The following is a 20,142-nucleotide window of genomic DNA, read 5'->3' on the forward strand; positions in this document are numbered from 1 at the left end:
GTGCGGGTCAGGCCGCACCGTCGAGGACGGCAGCCTCGGTGCGCCCGCTGGGAGTTCCGGACTTCTGCACCACCACGAGGTCCTGCATGCCGTCGCTGTTCCAGTCGGCGACCGCCACGTCGTACCGGTCGTCCATCAGCCCCATCACGGTCTTGGTTTGCAGCAGAGAGGTGCGCAGGCCGGACGCGCCGTCGAGGACCCGTACCTCAGTCCGCCCGCTCGCCGTCGCCGAGGTTTGCACCAGTGCGACGTCGGGGCGCCTGTCGTTGGTGAAGTCCGTGGTGAAAACCTCGTAGCGGCCACCGGCAGGGATCGAGGTGACCACGGGGGCCACGAGTTCTCGCTGGAACTGCGACGCGCCGTCGACGACACGCACCTCCACCTTCTTGCCGGCGGTGCCTGATGTCTGGGCCGCCACCAGATCGAGCCGTCCGTCGGCGTTCCAGTCCGCCAGCGTGAGACCTTCGGTGCCTTCAGCAGCGGGCAGTGCCGTGGTCGTCTTCAGGGCGATGTGGCGGAAGGTCGATGCCCCGTCGAGGATCTGAACCTCGGCGCGGCCACTGACCGTTCCCGACTTCTGCACCGCCACCAGATCCGGACGTCCGTCGGCGTTCCAGTCCGCCAGGGAGAACTCGAACCGGCCGTCGGTCGCGCCGAACGCTGTCACGGTATGCAGCTGCAACACCTGGAAGCGCGTCGCCCCGTCCATGATGCGCACCTCGGTCTTGCCGCTGACCGTGCCGGTTCCCTGCACCACCGCCAGGTCGGCGCGACCGTCGCCGTTCCAGTCCGTCATCGCCACGTGATGCCGATCGTCGGTGGCGGCCAGGCCGGTATAGGTGGTGGACAGCGAACGCTGGTAGGGGCCCTGCGGTTTCGGCGGTGCCGGTGACGCCGCCACGGTGGGTGCCGGTCTCGCGGGCGTCGCTGCACGGGCCGTCGCCCACAGTGCCGCGACGATCAGTTGGGCGTCGTGCACCTCCAGCGCGTAGGCGCCTGGAACCGCGGAGGTCTGCACCCGTTGGCAGATCTGCCCGATGTCGCCGCTCATCCAGGCGCCGCCCGGATGCTTACGGATCATGGCGTTGAGGAAGACGTCGGTGGCGTAGACCGGGTCCGTCACCTGCATCGGCCGGCCCCAGCCTTGAGACGGGCGCTGCTGGAACAGTCCCAGACTGTCGTGATCGGTCGCGACGAGGTGATTCAACAGGGTGCTCTCGACGATCGCGGTGGTCACCGCGACAACCGCCGCCCGCTGCGGCAGGCCACGAGCCTCGACCACCCGCACGATGGCGCGGGCACAGGCGATGCGCCCGCCGCTGACCGCCCGCCCCAGACGCCGGCCGTTCATCGACGGCCGCAGGCGGTCCGCGACAGCCCGGTCGGCCGCCGTCACCCCCGCGCTGTGGCACGCGGCGGCGGCCGCCGGTGCCCGTGTGGCGGAAGGCAGCAAGCCGCTCGCGTGAGCAGGGACAGTCGGCCACAACGATCCGGCGGCCAGCGTCAGAGCTATGGGCATCCCGAGCGCAGTGGTCCTGCCGGGTATCCGCATCCGTCGGAGGCCCACCCGATTCGCCGGCAACTGCATCGACCTCTTCCCCGTGAGTTTCGCGCTGGATCAATGTGCCATATCGGGTGTCCGCAGTGGAAGGTGGCGTGACGGCGGGCAGGCGGCGTGTCCCGGAGGTGTCACGGACAGGACCGGCCCGGCTCGAGAAGCCTTCGGCGTTCCCCTGACGGACCCGCGCGTTGATGCGCCGATGATCAGCAATAAAAGGATCACGCATCGCTCGAATCGCTATCTATTCACGTTCGCCTATGTGGCGTAGGCTTACGCCTCGTGTGTCAGCCGACAAAGATCAATTCTTTCATGACGCTGAAGTGGCTCGGGTCGCTGTGTCACGGCCGCCGTTCGGCAGTGCCGGCAGCAGCACCCGTCCCCGGCCAGGATCAGCCAATCCCAGGGGCCGGGGGACACCCCGAACAATGATCACCTCGACATCCGAAGACGGCTCATCCGGCCTGGTCAGCACACTGCTGGAAGTGCTCTGGTTCATCGCCGGCGCAGCCATGCTGCTGTTCACCACATTCGTGGCGGTCCTGATTGTGGCCGGCGTGGTGTTTCGCCTTCGCCGGTCGGCAAGATCACGCAATTCGGTCGTGGTGTTCTCCATTTCGTCAATTTTTGTTGTTATATCCGCAACAGTCGTCATCGTGTCCGGCTCCTTTCCGGACACGGACGACACGCGGCCGCCCGCGCCCATTGCGGCGCCCGCGCCGGGCGCCCCGGCGGAGCCGGCACGGATCTATCCGGCGATGTCCGGTTTGCCATTGCGATACGCCAAGAGCGGGGTCGACGGCGCGGGAGTGACGGCGTCGGCGAAGACCCGCGCGCTCGTGCTCTACGGCGGTGAACCGGGCACCGTCGGCGGCGCCGAGCTGAGCGCGACGAAACTCGTGAACCTGATCTCGCACTTCGGGCGCTGGACCGCCCGGCCGGTCAGCACGTACCGGACCGGCGAGATGGCGGCCTACGATGCGGTGTTCTTCGTGGACCGTCCGGCCGGTGCCGCGCCACCCGCGGCGTTCCTCGACGACGTGCTGCGCAACCGTCGCCCGGTGATGTGGATCGGAGGCGACGTCCGGCAGCTGCAAGCCCGCAGCGGCACCCAGTGGACCCGCCGGTACGGTTTCACCCCGCGGGGCCTGCAGCCCGGCCGGTTCACCCGGATGGAATACCGGGGTGCGTCGTTGCCGATGAACTGGGTCGCCGACGCCGGGCTCATGCGCGTCGAGGTCACCGACACCGCCCGGGCGGCGGTTCTGGGCACCGCGTGGCCCGAGAACGGTGGCTCCTTCCCGTGGGCCGTGCGGTCCGGCAACCTCATCCATGTCAGCGAGGACCCGTTGCCGTACATCGCCGAGGACAACGACCGTTACCTCGCCTTCGCCGACCTGCTCTTCGAGGTGCTGGCGCCGGGCACCGCGCAACGGCACCGTGCGCTGATCCGGCTCGAGGACGTCGGCCCGACCGCCGATCCCGCCAAGCTGCGCGCGGTGACGGATTACCTGCACAGCCAGGGTGTGCCGTTCAGCGTGGGGGTGTACCCGGTCCATCGCGACCCCCGCGGGATCGGCGGGAACGGCAAGGACGTGACCGTCCGGCTGGCCGAACGACCGGCCCTGGTGGAAGCGCTCCGCCACGCGACTGCACACGGTGGCACCGTGCTGATGCACGGCTACACGCACCAGTACGCGGATGTCGGCAACCCGGGCCACGGGCTCAGTGGCGAGGACGCCGAGTTCTACCGGTGTCACCTCGACGGTCCCCAATGCGTACTGGACGGCCCGGTGGCCGAGGACTCCCCGGAGTGGGCGCTGGGCCGCATCGACCTGGGCCTCGAAGAGCTGCGCCGCGCCGGCCTGCCCCGGCCGTCGATGTTCGAGTTCCCGCACTACATGGCGTCCCCGGGCGCCTACGCCGCGGCCGGCAAGCGGTTCGCCCACCGTTACGAGCGGTCCCTGTACTTCCCCGGCCTGCTCTCCGAACGGCCTATCCCCGACGCCGGGCGGGAGTGGCAGTTCTTCCCGTACGTCGTGCGGGACGTGTACGGCGCGACCGTCGTGCCGGAGAATCTCGACTACGTCACCAGCTCGGGCGACTCGATACCCGCCCTGCTCGCGGCCGCCCGCGCCAACCTGGTCGTCCGCGACGGCGTGGCCAGCTTCTTCTACCACCCGTTCCTCGGCGTCGGCGAGCTGCCGCGGGTGATCGACGGCCTCCGCGCGATGGGCTACACCTTCGTGTCCGCCACCGACCTCGTGGCCACGCCGTGAGGTGGCGCCCGGCCACCCTGGGCGGCCTCGCGGCGTCGATGGTGGCCGGCGGCGTGGCCGTCACGCTGCTGCTGGCACCGGGCGTCGCCCGCAACGGCACACCGCAGCGTCCCACCTCCGCCGCGACCGAACCACGTGGCGCCGAGCAGCAACGAGGCTTCGCCATGCCCACGTACACCGCGGAGGGCTACCAGAGCCCGCAAGCCGTGCGGTACCTGGACGAGATCGCGGCCACGGGCGCCACCTGGGTGCAGTTCAACCCGACCTGGTACCAGCACGGCAACCGTACCGCCACCATCGCCGCGTCGGCCGACACGCCGAGCGACTCCGCTCTCGCACACATCGTCTCGGCCGCGCACCGCGCCGGCCTCAAGGTGCTCCTCAAGCCGCTGCTCGACCTGGCCGGCGACGGCGGATACCGGGGCACCATCCGGCCGGCCGACCCGGTGGCGTGGTTCGGCTCCTACACCGCCTTCATCGCCCACTACGCCGGCCTGGCGGCGCGATGGAACGTGGCCCAGTTCGCCGTCGGCACCGAACTCGCCGGGGTCTCCGGCCACCGCGACGCCTGGCTGCGGGTGATCGAGACCGTCCGCGGGCACTACCGCGGCACCCTGCTGTACGCGGCCAACTTCGACGAGTATCGGCAGGTCGCCTTCTGGGACGCCGTGGACCTCATCGGCATCGACGCGTACTGGAAGCTCAGTGACCGCCCCACCACCCACGTGGACCAGCTGAGCCGGGCCTGGCAACCGATCGTGCGGGACCTGTCCGCGCTGGCGGTGCGCACCGCGCGGTCGGTTCTGTTCACCGAGGCCGGCTACACCAGCCGGCGCGGCAGCACCACCGCGCCCTGGGACTGGACTGTCGGCACCGAACCGGACCAGGCCGAGCAGGCGGCGGCATACCAGGCACTGCTCGCCGGCCTCAGCGACCAGCCCTGGTGGGCCGGAGTGTTCTGGTGGTGCTGGGACGTGCCACCGGCGCAACCGACCACCGACCCGCTCGGATACTCCCCGCACGGCAAGGCCGCCGAGGCCGTCGTCCGACGGTGGTGGACATGACCCGTGCCGACCCGGCTCCGGACAGAAGGCTCCCGCGATGACCTGGATGCTGCACTTCGCCACCCTCATCCCGTTCCTGCCCATCCTGTCGTTCCTGGTGTACGGCCTGGTGGCGCTGGCCGCCGAACGGCACCGCCGCAGGTCCGCCGGTCCACCGGCGGCCACCGCCGACGACTTCTCCTTCGTCTTCGTGGTGCCGTGCCTCAACGAGGAACTGGTGATCGCGGCCAGCCTGGACCGGCTGCTCGCCCTGCCCGGCCGCAACAACAGCATGCTGGTGATCGACGACGGCTCGGACGACGCCACCGCCGCCATCGTCACCCGCTACGCCGAACGGGACCGCCGGATCCACCTGCTGCGCCGGCGACCACCGAACGCCCGCAAGGGCAAGGGCGCCGCGCTGAACGCCGGCTACCGCCATCTGCGTTCCCTCGCGCCGGCCGCCGCAGCCGGCTACGACGACGACCATGTGGTGGTTGTCGTGGTCGACGCCGACGGGCGACTGCAGCCCGACGCCCTGGACACGGTGGCGCCGCTGTTCGGCGACCCTCGGATCGGCGCGGTGCAGGTCGGCGTACGGATGTACAACCGCGCCGACGGCTGGCTGGCCCGGATGCAGGACATGGAATTCCTCGTCTTCACCGAGATCTTCCAGCGTGCCCGGCAGCGGTACGGCAACGCCGGGCTCGGCGGCAACGGGCAGTTCGTCCGGCTCTCCGCACTGCAGTGCCTCGGGGACGACCCGTGGACCGACTTCCTCACCGAGGACCTCGACATGGGGCTGCGGCTGCAGGCCCGGGGCTGGCGCACCGGATTCACCCCGGCCACGTACGTCAGCCAGGAAGGGCTGGCCACCCTGGGCCCGCTGGCCCGCCAGCGGACCCGGTGGTACCAGGGCCATCTGCAGTGCTGGTACCGGATACCGGAGCTGCTCAGCTGCGGCCGCCTCTCCGCCGGGCGGACCGTCGACCTGATGATCTATCTGATCTCCCCGATCACGGTCCTGCTCATCACCCTGTCGCTCATCGCCTACCTGCCCCGGCAGGCCTACGTGCTGGTCACCCGCTGGGACGAGACCGTCGCCACGTTCCTTGCCGACAACGGCCTGCTGCTGTGGTGGTACCTGCTGGTGTTCAGCGTGATCCCGCTGATCGCCTACATCTACTGGCGCGCCTGCGAACGGTCCACGCGTGACGTGACCCTGCCGCAGTCGCTGCTCTACGCGGTGCTGTTCTCGATCTACGCCTACCTCTGGCTGCCCGTGGGCTGGCGGGCGACCGCGCGGCTCCTGCGCCGCGACGGCAGCTGGGCCAAGACCCTCCGGATCGCCGGCCGGCCGGCCGCCGGCGCATCCGCACCGGCCGACGGATCGCTGGCCGCACGCAACTGAAAGCCCGCGCCCTGCCAACCGGCGTCACCGCCGAAAGGACCCGACGTGCACAGAATCATGGTCGTGTACGGCACCAGGCCCGAAGCCATCAAGGTGGCCCCGGTCATCCGGGCACTGCGAGACGACTCCCGGTTCGACCTCGTAACCGTCGCCACCGCCCAGCACCGGCACATGCTCGACCAGGTGATCAAGCTGTTCGACATCGTGCCCGATGTGGACCTGGACATGCTGCGGCCCCGCCAGACCCTGCCCGGCATGACCCAGCACCTGCTCGCCGAGATCGGCCCGCTGCTGCGCCGTCACCGCCCCGACACGGTGCTGGTGCAGGGCGACACCACCACCGCGTTCACCACCGCCCTCGCCGCCTTCTACGAGCGCGTGCCGGTCGCCCACCTCGAAGCGGGCCTGCGCACCGGCAACATCTGGGCGCCGTACCCGGAGGAGGCCAATCGGCGGCTCATCTGCTCCCTCGCCGCGCTGCACCTGGCGCCTACACCCAGGGCGGCCGCGAATCTGCTGGCCGAAGATGTGCCGCCGGGCAACGTGGTGGTCACCGGCAACACCGTCATCGACGCGCTCCTGTGGGCGGTCACCCACAATCAGGGTTACGGCGACCCGGCTCTCGACGTTCTCGACCACGACGACGCGCCCGTGCTGGTCGTCACGGCACACCGGCGGGAATCGTGGGGACGGCCGCTGCAGCAGGTGGGCCAGGCACTGGCTCAGCTCGCGGTCGCCGAACCACGGCTGCGGGTCGTCATCCCGGCACACCGCAATCCCGCGGTACGCGAGGCGCTGCTGCCACCGCTGGCGGGCCGCTCCAACGTCATCGTCGTGGAGCCGCTGGACTACGCGGGATTCAGCCGGCTGATGAATCGCTGCGACGTCATCCTCACCGACTCCGGCGGTGTCCAGGAGGAGGGACCCAGCCTCGGCAAACCGGTCCTGGTGATGCGGGTGACCACCGAGCGCCCGGAAGGGCTCGACGCGGGTACCGCCCGGCTGGTCGGCACCGACCCGGCGACCATCGTCACGCAGGTGCGAACGCTGCTGCACGACGACGCGGCGTACCGGCGCATGGCGAACGCCGTCAATCCGTACGGCGACGGCCGCGCCGCCGGCCGGGCTGTCGCGGCCCTCGCCCACTTCTTCGGCTCCGGCCCGGCCCCGGAGCCGTTCGCCCCGGACGTCGCGACGGCCGGGCCACGGCAGGCCGGCATCGTGGCGCCGCGCACGTACCGGGCCACAGGCGCGTCCGCCTCGTCCGGTGCCGACGATCGGTGACTGGCCGGACGCCGAACGGATCGACTGCCGTGGGCCGAGGCGACATCGAGCGGACGTCGCCGATTAACCTGCCATCTCGGCTCGCGACGATACATTCGAGTTCGTGAATCGTTTTCGAGTTGCTGTCACGGCGCTGGCCGTCGTCGTCACTCTGTTCCTCGTGCCGCAGCAGCCGGCGCTGGCCGCCGACGCGTCGTACCGGACGCTCGGCGCTGCCGACAACCGGGGCTGGATGAGCCCGCTGGCGGACGCGACAAGCCTGGCCGCTCTGTCCATACCCGGCACGCACCAGAGCATGTCGATCCACGGCGGCAGCCTCACCCAGACGCAGGAGAACTTCGGCGACAGCGGTGGCACGCTGGCCCGGCAGTTGATCGCCGGGATTCGGGCGATCGACATCCGGGTGCGGGTGAACACCGGGAACACTTTCACCATCCACCACGGCGCGAGTTACCAGAACGCCAACTTCGACGACGTGCTGATCAAATTGGGTACGTTCCTCGCCGACCATCCGCGGGAGGCCGTGGTGATGCGGCTGAAGCAGGAATGCCACGGTGGGCTCGGCTCGTGCACGGACGTGGCCGGGCAGCGGAGCTTCGCCGACATCTTCGACGCGTACGTGGCCCGGTATCCGAACCTGTTCTGGCAGCCGTCGGTGGATCGTACGGCCGGGGCGTCGATGCCGTCGCTCGGGGCGATCCGCGGGAAGGTCGTGCTGAGCGTGCTGCACGGCCGGGGTGGCGGGCCGGTCGAGCGGTACGGGCTTGCACAGTCTGCGGCCTGGGGCAGCGGGTCATCGACCTATGTGCAGGACGCGTACGACGTGCCGAACGTGGGCGCCATCGCCACGAAACGCGACCGGGTGCGGCGGTTCCTCGATGCGACGAGCGCGGGTGACCGGTCGGCCGTGTACGTCAACTTCACCAGCGGGTCGAGTGTGTTCGCGCATCCGCAGCACGTGGCCGGGGGAGTGCTGGGGGTGCAGGGGGTGAATCCGTTCCTGCTCACGTACCTGAACGAGGGGCCGGAGGTGCACGCGCCCGTGATGCGGACGGGGGTGCTGATGATGGACTTCCCGGGCAGCGCGCTGATCAGCGAGATCATCTCACGCAACGGCTGAAGCGTTCCGGTCGGCGGGAGGCGCCGCTGCACTGCCGCGCCTCCCGCGCCACTCCGCGTTGCCGCCGGCCGTTCGGCCCGTTTCGCCGGCGTTGCGGGGTCGGGTCCGTACCCGGATCGCTTCTGGCGTTTTCGTTGGTTGCGCGCCGCGTCCCGATGAGGGCTGCGGCAGCCGGCCGAGGAGCGCACCGGCGTACGGTTCAGGTCTGCGTCAGCACTCCGCCCAGAGGGGACGGCAGGCGGGTCGTGAAGTCCACCAGGCCCACCCAGGCCGGGGTGACGACGATCCGGGCCTGCCGTGACCCGGGCTGGTCGGCGTTCGCGATCACCTCGTCCGCCGCGTCGCCGAGGTAGCGGCGGGCCGCGGCGACGTACTCGGGAGCGAGGCCGTCCACCTCGTCGATCCGCGCCGTGCCACGGATGGTCAGCATGGCCGGCGGGGAGGCCTCCGTGTCGATGGTGAGCGCGACGGCCGGGTTGCGCCGCAGGGCCGCCAGGCGGGCGGCGGGGTGGCGGATGTGCGGGCCGGCCGTGTAGGCGGCCATCACCACCTCGGAGCCGTTCCAGTGGAACCAGGTGGGCACGACTCGCGGCGTACCGTCCGGCCAGACGAACGCAAGTCGCGCCGGGATGCGGGACGCGAGCAGCTCGCGCGCGGCGGGAAGGTCGAGCAGCCGGACGTCACCCTGGGGCAGAGCGGTCATGAGATTCTCCTCGGTCAGTTCCTTGAGGAGACCGTAGCAATGTAAGTCTCCTCAGGGAACCCATGCGTAGGCTGGCTTCATGCACCGCACCGACTTCGCCGGGATGGCCTGCTCGATCGCCCGCACCCTGGACGTCATCGGCGATCCCTGGTCGCCGCTGATCCTGCGCGACGTCTGGGTCGGCATCCGGCGCTTCGACGAGATCCAGGCCGACCTCGGCATCTCCCGCAAGGTGCTGACCGACCGGCTGAAGTGGCTGGTCGAGGCCGATGTGCTGGCCCGGCGTGAATACTCGCGGCGGCCACCGCGCAGCGAGTACGTCCTCACTCCCCGCGGCGCCGAGCTGTGCGACCTGCTGATCGTCATGGCCACCTGGGGTGACCGGTGGCGCACCGGCGAGGCCGGCCCGCCGGCGCTGCACCGGCACCGCACCTGCGGCGCCGTCAGCCGCGCCGAGCTGCGTTGCACGCACTGCGGCGAGCCGATGCACATGGACACGATCGACGTGCTGCCCGGCCCGGGCGCGGCCTGAGACTCACTCGGTTTTCCGCCCGGGTGAGTCTCTGCTCGCCGCGACGGCGGAGTCGGCATATTTGATGATCAAGCGCGCCAGCTCACGCCGTTCCGAGTCGGTCCAGTCACGAGTGATGTACTCGAAGGCCTGACGTTGTTGCGAGCGGAAACGATCGCGCAGACTGAGGCCGGCCTCGGTCAGCTGCAGGACCGCGCGCCGTGCATCCGTTTGCGCCGGTGCGCGGACGAGGTATCCCTGGGAGATGCAGTCGGAGACCATTCTGCTGGCCACCGAGGGATCGATGGCCAAGGCGTCGGCGACGCCGCCGACACTCATCTCGTTCTCTGCCTCGTCGATGACGTTGAGCACGAGGTTGCGGTTGATGTCCTTCGGCTCGACCGGTGGGGAGACCGGGACCTGTGTCGTCCGCCTGCGGAGCCGGGCGAACGCGGGGCCCACCTCATCCAGCAGGTCCGCGTCGGGGCTCTGGCGAGGGTGCTCCTGAGTCGTCACGGGACAAGTCTACGGCTCTATGTGCTTGGAACATATGCTTGGTGCCATACATGGGTTAGCTACCGTACGGCCGCATCCGCGAGCCGGTTGCCGCGCCGCCAGACCGCACGGGTGTTGAGTGTGTCGCCGATGGCCTTGGTGGGATCACCGTGGACGAGGAGCAGGTCGGCCCGCTGTCCCGGGGCGATGCGGCCCCGGTCGGCCAGCCCGAACCGGCGGGCCGGTGTGCTGGTCGCCGCGCGCAGCGCCTCGATCGGGGTCAGCCCGGCCTCGACGAGGTACTGCAGCTCGTGATGGACACTGGCGCCGTGCGCGACGCCGCCCAGGAACGGGAGGGCGACCGACGCATCCGTGCCGACCAGGATGTCGACACCGGCGTCGTGCAACGCCTTGACCGAGGCGAGCACGTGCCGGATGTCGCCCTGGGGGTAGTGACCGAAACTGGACCGCAGGGTTTCCATCCATTGGTCGTCCAGGCGTGACGACACCCGTGAGTCGTCCGCGAGCGCGGCCCCGGTGATGCCCATCATCGACGCGTTCAGGACCACGCACGGCACTACGAAGGCGCCCGAGCGGGCGAGGAGATCGACGATCTCCTCGGTGTGGGCTTGATCCATGAACAGGTGCGCCAGGCCCCCGATCCCGGCTTCGATCGACATCCGGGTGGCATCGACGGTCAATGCGTGCGCGACGGTGAGCATGCCGCGACGCCGGGCCTCGTGCACGCCGGCGGTCAGAGTTGCCTGGTCCAGCGCGGGCAGGCCGGGGTGGCCCTCCACGCTCCCGTCGTCGACCATGAATTTGATGTAGTCCGAGCCGGTCTCGATGAGCTTCGGGATGAACGCCACCGCCTCCTCCGCGGTGGTGGAGAACGGCATCACCGGTGCCGGCCCGGACGGGGCGCGCCCGCCTGCCGGCGGTTGCGCGCCGGGAGGAGGCCCCGGCCGGAAATCCTTCGGGAACAGCTCGCTCGGATGCCCGCCGGGCGGGGTGATGCCGAAGCCGGACGAGCGGACGTCGGCGACCGAGTCGTCGTCGCTGATGTGCGCCCGGTTGTATCGCGTGTTCGTACCCTGCATCTCCAGCTCGGTGGTCACTCCGAACCGCAGGGCGAGCGCCAGGCTCTGCGGGTTCGTGTGCACATGGGAGTCGATCAGCCCGGGAAGCAATGTTGCTCCGGTGGCATCGACGATCTCGGCGTCTGCGGGTGGCTCGCCTCCTACTGCGGTGATATCGGTGCCGCTGATGACAACAGTGGAAACGTCGAGAACACCGTGGCCGTCGAAGACGCGTGCGTTGATGATCGCGGTCGTCATGTTCACCTCTCGTGCTGCAGCCCGGACCCGAGCTCGCGGAACTTGCGTTATGCATGTGCATGCAGTCTTGCATATATCTGCCGTTGCGGGCGGCTTCCGCGATGTGGCCGAGCCCACTGCGGTCTCCGCGACCGCGTTTTCTCCGTCGACTGAAAGCTGGACATAGGAGGGCGCCGCCCCGCACTGCGGGACGGCGCCCTCCTATCAGGTGATCATGGAGTGGTCGGAGTGAGTACCACCTCGTCGTCTGCGGTCAGAGGCGGCACGTCCGGGTCGGCCGGGGCGTCGGTGTAGGACGCCACGAACACGGCCCTCAGGTTTCCTGCCCCGGCGTGACCGGAGTCCACGAAGGTCTGGATCGACCCGCTGCACCCGGCAGTGGAGTTGAGCGGGTGACCGTGCTCGTCATGACCGAGGATGTAGGCCACCGAGACGGTCGAGCAGTCCACGGGGGTGTCGTCGGTGACCGTCACCGTGAAGGTCACAGTCTGGCCGAACGCGAACGGCTCACCGGGCGCCGGTGAGGTGGTCAGCTCGACCACCGGCGCGACGTTCCCGACGATGATCGCCACTGACGCCGCCGCGGTGCGACCGGTGCGGTCGGTCACCCGCAGCGTCGCGTCGAAGACGCCGTTCTCGGTGTACGTGTACGTCGGGTTCTGTTCGGTGGAGTCGACCACGCCGTCCGCGTTGAAGTCCCACGCGTAGGCGATCGGGTCGCCGTCCGGGTCCGCCGTCCCCGCGCTGGAGAAGGTGACGGTCACCGGTGCCAGGCCCTGGGTGACGTCGGCCGTGACCACCGGGACCGGCGTGTAGTTGCCGCGGACGAAGTCGATCCGCGCCAGCTGCGCCTCCGGGTTCTCGGCGAAGAAGCCGTCGCCGTACTCGAGCACGTAGAGCGCGCCGTCGGGGCCGAACTCCATGTCCATCGGGTTGTCCACGGGCACCGGCACGTGCCGGATGTCCTCCAGCGTCCTCCCGTTCGGCCGGTTCAGCCGGAACTCCTTGATGTAGTCCCGGGACCACTCGTAGAACAGCGGCACGCCGTGGTAGTACTGCGGCCACTTCATCCGGGACGGGCTGCGACGGTCGAACTGGTACGCCGGGCCGGCCATCGGCGCGATGCCGTCACCGCCCATGTTCCGGAAGAGCTCCGGGAACAGCCCCGCGTCCGCGTCGGGGTAGCTGTACCAGACCTCCGGCTGCACCACCGCCGGCAGCACTCGGCGCCCGGTGTTCAGCCGCGAGTCGTTCACCGGCGCCCGGCAGTTGAACGGCTCCCCGGACCCTCCGGTCTCGAAGTCGTAGTCGATGTACGGCATGTCGGGGGTGACGCAGAACGGCCAGCCGTAGTTGCCGGGCCGGCGAATGATCATCCACCGGCCGTGGCCGGCCGGTCCGCGCGCCGGGTTCGCCTCAGGGGAGTCGGGCGAGTAGTCGGCCATGTACACGTCGCCGTTGGTGCGGTTGACCGCGAACCGGAACGGGTTGCGCAGCCCCATCGCGTAGATCTCCGGCCTGGTCCGCGGGGTGCCGCGGCGGAACATGTTGCCGCCCGGCACGGTGTAACCGCCGTCTTCGCCGACCCGGATCCGCAGCAGCTTGCCGCGCAGGTCATTGGTGTTCGCGGCGCTGCGCCGGGCATCGAACGCCGGGTTGCGCCCGGGCCGGTCGTCCAGCGGCACGTACCCGTCGGAGAAGAACGGGTTGGTGTCGTCGCCCGTGGACAGGAACAGGTTGCCCCGGCCGTCGAAGTCGATCTGCCCGCCGACGTGGCAGCAGATGCCGCGATCCACCGGCACGTCGATGATCTGCTGCTCGGTGCCGAGGTCGAGCTCGTCGCCGACCAGCTTGAACCGGGAGAGCCGCAGGACCCCGCGGAACCGCTCCCAGTCCGCCTGGGTGCCCTCCGCCGGCGCGTCGCCCTCGTTGACCTCGGGCGTCGCCGGGTTGTCCTCCGGCGTGTCCAGCTCCGGCGAGTAGTACAGGTACACCCAGCGGTTGCGGGAGAAGTCGGGGTCGATCGCGATCCCCTGCAGGCCCTCCTCGTCGTGCTGGTAGACGGGCACCTCGGCGGCGAGCGTGTTCAGGCCGGTGCGGGGATTGTGGATGCGTACCTCGCCGGTTCGCGCGGTGTGCAGCACCCGCAGGTCCGGCAGTACGGCGAGGCTCATCGGCTCGCCGGGCCGGTCATTGAGTACGACCTTCTGGAATCGGGATTCGGGCGGTGGCTCGGCTTCGGTGGCCGGGGCCGCGGCGGCGGGTGCCGCCCCGAGCCCGGTTGCCGCCAGAAGCCCGCACACCAACAGGGACATGGTCCTTCTCATGACGAATCTCCTCGGCGAGACGTCAGAACGTGCGGGGTCAGGAGCGGGAGGTCAGAAACGGACCGCGCGCAGGAACTGGTAGCCGATGCGGGCGGTGACGAGCGCGTCCTGGGGGGTACGGGGCGGGCTGCCGGCGTCATCCCGCTCGACGATGTACTCCTCGGCCTGATGGGTGCGGAAGATCCGCGGGAAGTCGAGCAGACCCTGTCCCGGGTCCTCGAAGCTGCCGGCCTGGTTCATGTCCTTGACGTGGTACTGGCGCACCCGGCCACGCAGCCGCCGCAGCAGGTCCACCGGGTCACGGGCGCCCCGGGTCACCCAGAAGAGGTCCACCTCGAAATGGACCAGGCGCGGGTCGGTCTCCTCGATCAGCACGTCGAACGCGGTCCGCGACGGGTCGTCCGTCAGCCGGAAGAACTCCCAGTTGTGGTTGTGGTAGCCGAGCCGTAGCCCGGCTGCTCGAGCCATCCGGCCGGCCTCGTTGAGGTCGCGCGCGAACGCGGCCCAGGTCGCCCGGTCGCGGACCACCACGCCGGTGCCGAAGTCGATCCCGAACGCGGGGTGCACGACGTAGCGCGATTCGAGCACTCGGGCATTCGCCAGGGAGGTGCTCCAGGCGGCGGCGTCGAACGGCTGCGGGATGCCCACGTGGTTCGAGCTCGCCCAGATGCCTACCGCGTCCAGCGCCGCCTTGAACTCGGTGGCGGTGCGGCCGGCGAGACCGGCGGTCTCCACCCGGCGATAGCCGATCTCGGCGAGAGCGGCCAGGGTGCCTTCGAAATCGACTGCCAGCTGGTTGCGCAGCGTGTAGAGCTGAATGCTGATCCGCTCCGGCGGGACCCTGTGGTGGCCGGACTCGCCGGACGGGGCGTCGGCCGCGACCGCATCGGTCGAGAGCAGGCCGGTCGCGCCGGCGGCCACGATCCCGGCTGTGGCGGTACGCAGGAAGCCGCGCCGCCCGAGCAGAGGCGCCACCTCCTCATGCGATGCGGTGACGTCACCACTACCTTGACACATGTCGATCTCCTTTGATCGCACTGAGGGCACGGAGACTTGACCGACTCCGGGCCGGAGCAGGTAAGCGACAAGAGAGACGCGGAGCTCAGAGGCGGCGAGACGGTCCGCTCGCGCGGTGTGGCCGCCACCGCATCAGGTAGCCCAGCCTTCCCTGAATGCGACCGTACTTGCTTATGCCGGCATTCAAAAGAGTCGATTATTTTCGCTGATCAAATAGGGACCTCGTGGGTCCGTTTGCGTGATCCACAATGACGCCCTTGGATCTTCGACAATTGGAGATCAATAATGCGCTCTGCGTCGAGAGGGTGTTATATCGAGTGTGACGCCGATCACTTGATCCGGAGGGGGTTCTCCCATGGCAGATCGTCCTCGATCCGGCATCATCGGCGCCGGGTTCATCGGCGGGGTCCACGCACGGGCGGTGCGGGCGGCCGGCGGTGTGCTCGCCGCTGTTGCCGACCGCGACGCGGGATCGGCGGCGGCCGCGGCCACCCGGCTGCTGGCGGAACGGGCGGCGTCGTCGGCGGAGGAGCTGATCGAGGCTCCGGACATCGACGTCGTCCATATCTGTACCCCCAACCACCTGCATGCCCCGCTGGCCGAGCGGGCGATGGCCGCCGGGAAGCACGTGATCTGCGAGAAGCCGCTCTCCACGGACGTGGACAACGCCCGGAGACTCGCCGGCCTGGCGGGCGCGGCCCCGGTCGTCACGGCGGTGCCGTTCGTGTACCGGTTCTATCCCGCGGTCCGCGACGCCCGCGGACGCGTACGCCGCGGCGACGTGGGGGCTCTGCGCCTGGTGCACGGGTCGTACCTGCAGGACTGGCTGTCCCGCCCCGAGGATCACAACTGGCGGGTCGACGCGTCGCTCGGCGGTGGCTCACGCGCCTTCGGTGACATCGGCGTGCACTGGTGCGACGTCGTCGAGTTCACCACCGGGCACCGCATCACCCGCCTGGTCGCGCGCCTGACGACCGTCCCGCGCAGCCCCGATCGGCCCCAGCCGGACACCGAGGATGCCGCGACGGTCCTGTTCGAGACCGATCAGGGCGCGATCGGCTCGCTCGTGGTCAGCCAGGTCTCGCCCGGACGCAAGAACCGGCTGTGGTTCTCCCTCGACGGCGCGCAGGCGTCCCTGCAGTTCGACCAGGAACTGCCCGACTCGCTGTGGGTGGGTGGGCGCGAGCAGAACGCTGTGATACACCGCGGCGCCGCGTCCTCCACCGGCGACGCCGCCCGTTACAACATCGTGCCGGTCGGCCACCCGCAGGGCTACCTCGACTGCTTCACTGCCTTCGTCGCCGACGTCTATGCCGCTGCCGCGGGCGACCACCCCGACGGTCTTCCCTCGTTCGACGACGGCCTGCGGGCCGCCGTCGCCACCGATGCCGTCCTGAGGTCCGCCGCCGGCGGCGGCTGGGTGGAGGTAGCCGCATGAAGCTCGGATTCTTGGCAAGCGCCCACGGGGGACGACATCTCGCTGAGGGAGGCACCACATGACCGCTTCGACCGCTCAGCCCCAGGGGCCGATCGGCACCGCCACGCGCCTGAAGCTCTCCTTGATGATGTTCCTCCAGTTCTTCGTCTGGGGTGCCTGGTTCGTCACCATGGGCACGTTCCTCGCCGCCAGCCTGGACGCCTCCGCAAGCCAGATCAGCCTTGCCTACCTGACCCAGTCCCTGGGCGCCATCGCCGCGCCGTTCATCATCGGGCTCATCGCCGATCAGTTCTTCTCCGCCCAGAAAGTGCTGGGCATTCTGCACCTCGCCGGTGCCGCGCTGCTGTTCTGGGCGTCCACACTCGACACCTTCAGTGCATTCTTCCCGGTGATCCTGGCCTACATGATTTTGTACATGCCGACGCTGGCGCTGGTGAACTCGGTGTCGTTCCGCCAGATGGCCGATCCGGAGAAGCAGTTCCCGGCGGTCCGGGTGCTCGGCACCATCGGATGGATCGTCGCCGGCGTGACCATCGGATGGCTGGCCTGGGAACAGAACAACCAGCTCACCCTGACGTTCCGGATGGCCGCCATCGCGTCGCTGATCCTCGGCGTGTTCAGCTTCGTGCTTCCCGCCACGCCCCCGGTCCGGCGTGGTGAGAAGGCGACCGTCCGCGACATTCTCGGACTCGATGCGCTCGGCCTCCTGAAGAACCGCTCCTACCTGGTGTTCTTCCTCTCCTCCATCGCGATCTGCATCCCGCTCGCCTTCTACTACAACTTCACCAACCTCTTCCTCAACGAGGCCGGCGTGCGCTCGGCGGCGGCGGTGCAGTCGCTGGGGCAGGCGTCCGAGGTGCTGTTCCTGCTGCTCATGCCGTTCCTCATGGTGCGACTCGGGGTGAAGTACACGCTGGCGATCGGCATGGCGGCTTGGGCGTTGCGCTATGTCTTCTTCGCCTACGGCGACGCCGGAAGCCTGTACTGGATGCTCCTGCTCGGCATCCTCCTGCACGGAATCTGCTACGACTTCTTCTTCGTCGCCGGGCAGATCTACACCGACAGGTTCGCGGGCGAACGGTTCCGCAGCGCGGCCCAGGGAATGATCACGCTGGCCACCTACGGCGTGGGCATCCTGGTCGGTTCCCTCCTGGCCGGCCCGATCGTCGACCGCTTCACCACCGCCGACGGTCGCGACTGGACCCAGATCTGGATCATCCCGGCCGCGATCGCCGCCGTGGTGATGGTCCTGTTCCTGATCCTCTTCAAGGACCGGCGCGTAGAACACGTGACGACGCTGGACGCATCGACGACGACATTGGAGGCGCCTGGAGCGCCGGTTCCGCGGGAGGATCGGCCGCGTTCCGGCACCCCATGACCGCGACGACGGCCCGGGAACGTCCTCCAGCGGTCGCCGGGCGCCGGTGCCGGCGTGGCCGCAGCCACGCCGGGACGGCTCGCCGCCCGGGGCGGCGGCGCGAAATGGTGGTCGTGGTAGCGCGACCCGCAACCGTGGCCGGTCGACGACGACCTCTGGGCCCGGATCGAGCCGCTGATTCCACAACAGCGGCCACGCTCGGGCCCGGCCACCCGTGGTTCCAGGCCGTCGGCCTCTGACCGCGAAACGGGCCTGACCAGCCGGTCAGGCCCGTTCGCGGAGCTACTGTCCTATGTGTTGGGACCATTCTCGTCGGTGAGCAGGTGCCACGCCGAGGCGGCGCACCGCTGCCAGAACGACGGATAGCCGGGCTTGTTCAGGTCGACACAACCGACAGTCCGCCCGTACGTCGCCTGGGTGCCGACGATGGTGTGGAGGGTGCCGGAGCTCCCGAACCCGGTGGCCTCGGCCTCGAGTACCGCTTCGGTGCAACCCGCTGCGACACCGCCGGGGCCCCACGGCGACGCACCGCTGGCGGACATCGAGAGCTCGATCCGCATGGTGACCTTGCACAGGCTGTCCCCGGCGGTGAACCCGTCGCCGATCTCGACCAGCGACGAGAGCCGCACGCCGCGGCTGATGCCGTCACGGTTGTAGACGAGGCCGTCGCTGAGGCACAACTCCACCTGCGAGCCGGGGTTGCCCCCGAGGGTGAAGCACCTGGTGGTCCGCGCCTCGGCGGGCGTGGGGGCGACCAGCGCCACCCCGAGCACCACGACGAGCGCCGCCACCATCCGGTTGATGATGCGCAATGAAATACCTCCGCTCTGATCAACGGTAACCGCGAGATACCGGCGGCCCGCTTTCTCACCCCATGTGAGGAAGAAATTCATCAGATGACTCAGGTCAGGTAGTAATCCAACTCGTGCCAGGCGGTGGCGAAGCACTTCTGGAAATAGTTGGCCTGGCCGGTGACATAAAGGTCGACGCACCCGACGACCCTGATGGATCGGGCCGAGGTGCCGGTGGTCAGATGGTGGTACTCCTGCAGGAAGTCGCGATTGTTCAGCGAGGCGTTGCAGCTTTTCGCGGCGCCCCCGGTGCCCCACTGCGACCCCGCGTTGTAGAGCTCGGCCCGCAGGGTCACCCGGCAGTTGATGTTCGAGGCGTGCGAGGTGGCAGCGGTACCGATCGCCACCTCGGACCTGAGGTGGAAGCCGGGACCGGCGATGGAACCGTAGCTCCGGAAGTCGACGTCGTGCAGGCACAGTTCGATGGCGGTGAAAGAGAGAGGAGTCTCCGACACCACGCGGCAGTCGCGCAGATCCGCATAGGAGGGCGACGGCGCGACAAGGACGGCGCCGATCAGCACGACGATGGACGCCACGATACGACCAACAATATTCACGAATTCCCCCGTCATTGCATCTCACCCCGTATGACCGCGATGATCATAACTATTTATGGAAACGAATGGCGATCCATATCGAAGTGTTGGATCTGCCGACACCTCCGGTTCAGCTGCCGGGTCAGCGGCGGACACCGGCCGCCCGGGGGCGGAGCAGCCCGACGCCGGCGGCGGCAACCGCGGTGGCGGCAACAGGGCCGCCCGGAGGCTTGCGACGGTGGCCGGCGCACTGATCAGGGCCGGACGGCGAAGCTGCCCCGGACAAGCCACTGTGGAGATCCGGGCGACCGTCGCCCGACGATGCTCTTAAGAGCTGATCCCCTGCACAGGGCGGCCGTCCTCCAAATAGCGCACCCGTTTTGTCTTCCAGGCGGCGCGTACCCGACGTCGGACCGGTCCGCTGAGCAAGGGCAGCGCCGTGTCGATCGGCAGGATCCGGCTTTCGGCGATCTCGATCGGCTGGATGACCACCGTGTCCAAGACGGCGTCGTCGAACACGCCGCAGTCGAAGAGGAAGCGCATACCACCCGGACGGCCGGGCCGTGGGCGGAGGAAGTCCACGCACGCAAGCCGCCCCGTAGTGACGTCGAGGCCACACTCCTCCTTGGTCTCGCGGCGACACGCCTCCCACGGTGACTCGCCGATCTCGACAACGCCACCCGGGATCGTCCAGCCGCCCTTGTACGTCGGCTTCAGGACGAGCAATCGGCCCTTGCGGCCACGTACCAGAGCTCCGGCGGAGGCCGGGATGGCCGGGAGTGCGAACGTCAACTCGGGTAGCTCACCGGCGTTGACGTCGCTCATGGAAATCATGCTAGATCTGGTGCGACCGA

The 20,142-nt window shown here is 69.3% G+C and carries 18 protein-coding genes; 8 read left to right on the forward strand and 10 right to left on the reverse strand.

Annotated elements, in window-relative coordinates; genetic code table 11:
- Positions 1-7 precede the first annotated feature (7 nt).
- Positions 8-1,396, reverse strand: coding sequence for an FG-GAP repeat domain-containing protein (locus AC0NH5_RS34435; RefSeq protein WP_474411204.1), 1,389 nt, complete (start codon positions 1,394-1,396; stop codon positions 8-10).
- Positions 1,397-1,868: 472 nt separating this feature from the next.
- The gene (locus AC0NH5_RS34440) at positions 1,869-2,213 is read right to left on the reverse strand and encodes a hypothetical protein (protein WP_474411206.1); all 345 of its coding nucleotides are present in this window, start codon (positions 2,211-2,213) and stop codon (positions 1,869-1,871) included.
- Between the two features lie 103 nt (positions 2,214-2,316).
- Between AC0NH5_RS34440 and AC0NH5_RS34445 the strand changes: the two genes are divergently transcribed.
- The 5 genes from AC0NH5_RS34445 (at position 2,317) to AC0NH5_RS34465 (ending at position 8,695) form a co-directional block, all read left to right on the forward strand.
- A complete protein-coding gene (locus AC0NH5_RS34445; protein WP_474411208.1) occupies positions 2,317-3,837 on the forward strand; it encodes a DUF2334 domain-containing protein in 1,521 nt (506 codons plus the stop codon).
- A complete protein-coding gene (locus AC0NH5_RS34450) occupies positions 3,834-4,901 on the forward strand; it encodes a glycoside hydrolase family 113 (protein ID WP_474411210.1) in 1,068 nt (355 codons plus the stop codon). Before AC0NH5_RS34445 ends, AC0NH5_RS34450 begins: the two co-directional genes overlap by 4 nt.
- A gap of 37 nt (positions 4,902-4,938) precedes the next feature.
- Complete coding sequence (locus tag AC0NH5_RS34455) at positions 4,939-6,291, forward strand: glycosyltransferase family 2 protein (protein ID WP_474411212.1); 1,353 nt, start codon at positions 4,939-4,941, stop codon at positions 6,289-6,291.
- Between the two features lie 45 nt (positions 6,292-6,336).
- Entirely contained in the window at positions 6,337-7,575 is a 1,239-nt protein-coding gene (gene wecB / locus AC0NH5_RS34460) for a non-hydrolyzing UDP-N-acetylglucosamine 2-epimerase (RefSeq protein WP_474411214.1), read from the forward strand.
- Positions 7,576-7,678: 103 nt separating this feature from the next.
- The gene (locus AC0NH5_RS34465) at positions 7,679-8,695 is read left to right on the forward strand and encodes a phosphatidylinositol-specific phospholipase C (RefSeq protein WP_474411216.1); all 1,017 of its coding nucleotides are present in this window, start codon (positions 7,679-7,681) and stop codon (positions 8,693-8,695) included.
- Between the two features lie 199 nt (positions 8,696-8,894).
- Here AC0NH5_RS34465 and AC0NH5_RS34470 read toward each other — a convergent pair whose 3' ends face one another.
- The gene (locus AC0NH5_RS34470; protein ID WP_474411217.1) at positions 8,895-9,398 is read right to left on the reverse strand and encodes a pyridoxamine 5'-phosphate oxidase family protein; all 504 of its coding nucleotides are present in this window, start codon (positions 9,396-9,398) and stop codon (positions 8,895-8,897) included.
- Between the two features lie 79 nt (positions 9,399-9,477).
- Between AC0NH5_RS34470 and AC0NH5_RS34475 the strand changes: the two genes are divergently transcribed.
- On the forward strand, positions 9,478-9,930 hold the full coding sequence (locus AC0NH5_RS34475) for a winged helix-turn-helix transcriptional regulator (RefSeq protein WP_474411219.1): 453 nt from the start codon (positions 9,478-9,480) through the stop codon (positions 9,928-9,930).
- A gap of 3 nt (positions 9,931-9,933) precedes the next feature.
- Here the strand turns inward: AC0NH5_RS34475 and AC0NH5_RS34480 are convergent, their stop codons facing one another.
- The 4 genes from AC0NH5_RS34480 to AC0NH5_RS34495 all read right to left on the reverse strand — a co-directional run bounded on the left by AC0NH5_RS34480 (position 9,934) and on the right by AC0NH5_RS34495 (position 15,085).
- Positions 9,934-10,425, reverse strand: a complete 492-nt coding sequence (locus tag AC0NH5_RS34480; protein ID WP_474411220.1) for a MarR family winged helix-turn-helix transcriptional regulator — start codon at positions 10,423-10,425, stop codon at positions 9,934-9,936.
- A gap of 59 nt (positions 10,426-10,484) precedes the next feature.
- Entirely contained in the window at positions 10,485-11,741 is a 1,257-nt protein-coding gene (locus tag AC0NH5_RS34485; RefSeq protein ID WP_474411222.1) for an amidohydrolase family protein, read from the reverse strand.
- A 212-nt stretch (positions 11,742-11,953) separates the two neighbouring features.
- Complete coding sequence (locus tag AC0NH5_RS34490; RefSeq protein WP_474411224.1) at positions 11,954-14,068, reverse strand: PQQ-dependent sugar dehydrogenase; 2,115 nt, start codon at positions 14,066-14,068, stop codon at positions 11,954-11,956.
- 51 nt (positions 14,069-14,119) lie between these two features.
- Positions 14,120-15,085 (reverse strand): sugar phosphate isomerase/epimerase family protein, encoded by a 966-nt coding sequence (locus AC0NH5_RS34495; RefSeq protein WP_474411226.1) that lies wholly within the window; start codon positions 15,083-15,085, stop codon positions 14,120-14,122.
- A 355-nt stretch (positions 15,086-15,440) separates the two neighbouring features.
- On the opposite strand from AC0NH5_RS34495, the gene AC0NH5_RS34500 reads away from it, so the two are divergent.
- Together AC0NH5_RS34500 and AC0NH5_RS34505 are read left to right on the forward strand one after the other, a co-directional pair.
- On the forward strand, positions 15,441-16,523 hold the full coding sequence (locus AC0NH5_RS34500) for a Gfo/Idh/MocA family protein (RefSeq protein WP_474411227.1): 1,083 nt from the start codon (positions 15,441-15,443) through the stop codon (positions 16,521-16,523).
- A gap of 58 nt (positions 16,524-16,581) precedes the next feature.
- Positions 16,582-17,901: a nucleoside permease gene (locus AC0NH5_RS34505; protein WP_474411228.1), complete on the forward strand. Its 1,320-nt coding sequence runs from the start codon at positions 16,582-16,584 to the stop codon at positions 17,899-17,901.
- A gap of 290 nt (positions 17,902-18,191) precedes the next feature.
- Here AC0NH5_RS34505 and AC0NH5_RS34510 read toward each other — a convergent pair whose 3' ends face one another.
- The 3 genes from AC0NH5_RS34510 to AC0NH5_RS34520 form a co-directional block, all read right to left on the reverse strand.
- Positions 18,192-18,713: a hypothetical protein gene (locus tag AC0NH5_RS34510; protein ID WP_474411230.1), complete on the reverse strand. Its 522-nt coding sequence runs from the start codon at positions 18,711-18,713 to the stop codon at positions 18,192-18,194.
- A gap of 89 nt (positions 18,714-18,802) precedes the next feature.
- Positions 18,803-19,288, reverse strand: a complete 486-nt coding sequence (locus AC0NH5_RS34515; protein WP_474411232.1) for a hypothetical protein — start codon at positions 19,286-19,288, stop codon at positions 18,803-18,805.
- Between the two features lie 327 nt (positions 19,289-19,615).
- Positions 19,616-20,113, reverse strand: coding sequence for an NUDIX domain-containing protein (locus AC0NH5_RS34520; protein ID WP_474411233.1), 498 nt, complete (start codon positions 20,111-20,113; stop codon positions 19,616-19,618).
- Between the last annotated feature and the right edge of the window lie 29 nt (positions 20,114-20,142).

It is taken from the genome of Actinoplanes sp. 13, from assembly GCF_056134165.1.

Bases quoted from the DNA above. Each gene is read 5' to 3' on its own strand.
- AC0NH5_RS34495 (WP_474411226.1), bottom strand. From the start codon at position 15,085: ATGTGTCAAGGTAGTGGTGACGTCACCGCATCGCATGAGGAGGTGGCG.
- AC0NH5_RS34505 (WP_474411228.1), top strand. From the start codon at position 16,582: ATGACCGCTTCGACCGCTCAGCCCCAGGGGCCGATCGGCACCGCCACG.
- AC0NH5_RS34440 (WP_474411206.1), bottom strand. From the start codon at position 2,213: ATGACGACTGTTGCGGATATAACAACAAAAATTGACGAAATGGAGAAC.
- AC0NH5_RS34485 (WP_474411222.1), bottom strand. From the start codon at position 11,741: ATGACGACCGCGATCATCAACGCACGCGTCTTCGACGGCCACGGTGTT.
- AC0NH5_RS34500 (WP_474411227.1), top strand. From the start codon at position 15,441: ATGGCAGATCGTCCTCGATCCGGCATCATCGGCGCCGGGTTCATCGGC.
- AC0NH5_RS34520 (WP_474411233.1), bottom strand. From the start codon at position 20,113: ATGAGCGACGTCAACGCCGGTGAGCTACCCGAGTTGACGTTCGCACTC.
- AC0NH5_RS34490 (WP_474411224.1), bottom strand. From the start codon at position 14,068: ATGAGAAGGACCATGTCCCTGTTGGTGTGCGGGCTTCTGGCGGCAACC.
- AC0NH5_RS34455 (WP_474411212.1), top strand. From the start codon at position 4,939: ATGACCTGGATGCTGCACTTCGCCACCCTCATCCCGTTCCTGCCCATC.
- AC0NH5_RS34470 (WP_474411217.1), bottom strand. From the start codon at position 9,398: ATGACCGCTCTGCCCCAGGGTGACGTCCGGCTGCTCGACCTTCCCGCC.
- AC0NH5_RS34475 (WP_474411219.1), top strand. From the start codon at position 9,478: ATGCACCGCACCGACTTCGCCGGGATGGCCTGCTCGATCGCCCGCACC.
- AC0NH5_RS34445 (WP_474411208.1), top strand. From the start codon at position 2,317: ATGTCCGGTTTGCCATTGCGATACGCCAAGAGCGGGGTCGACGGCGCG.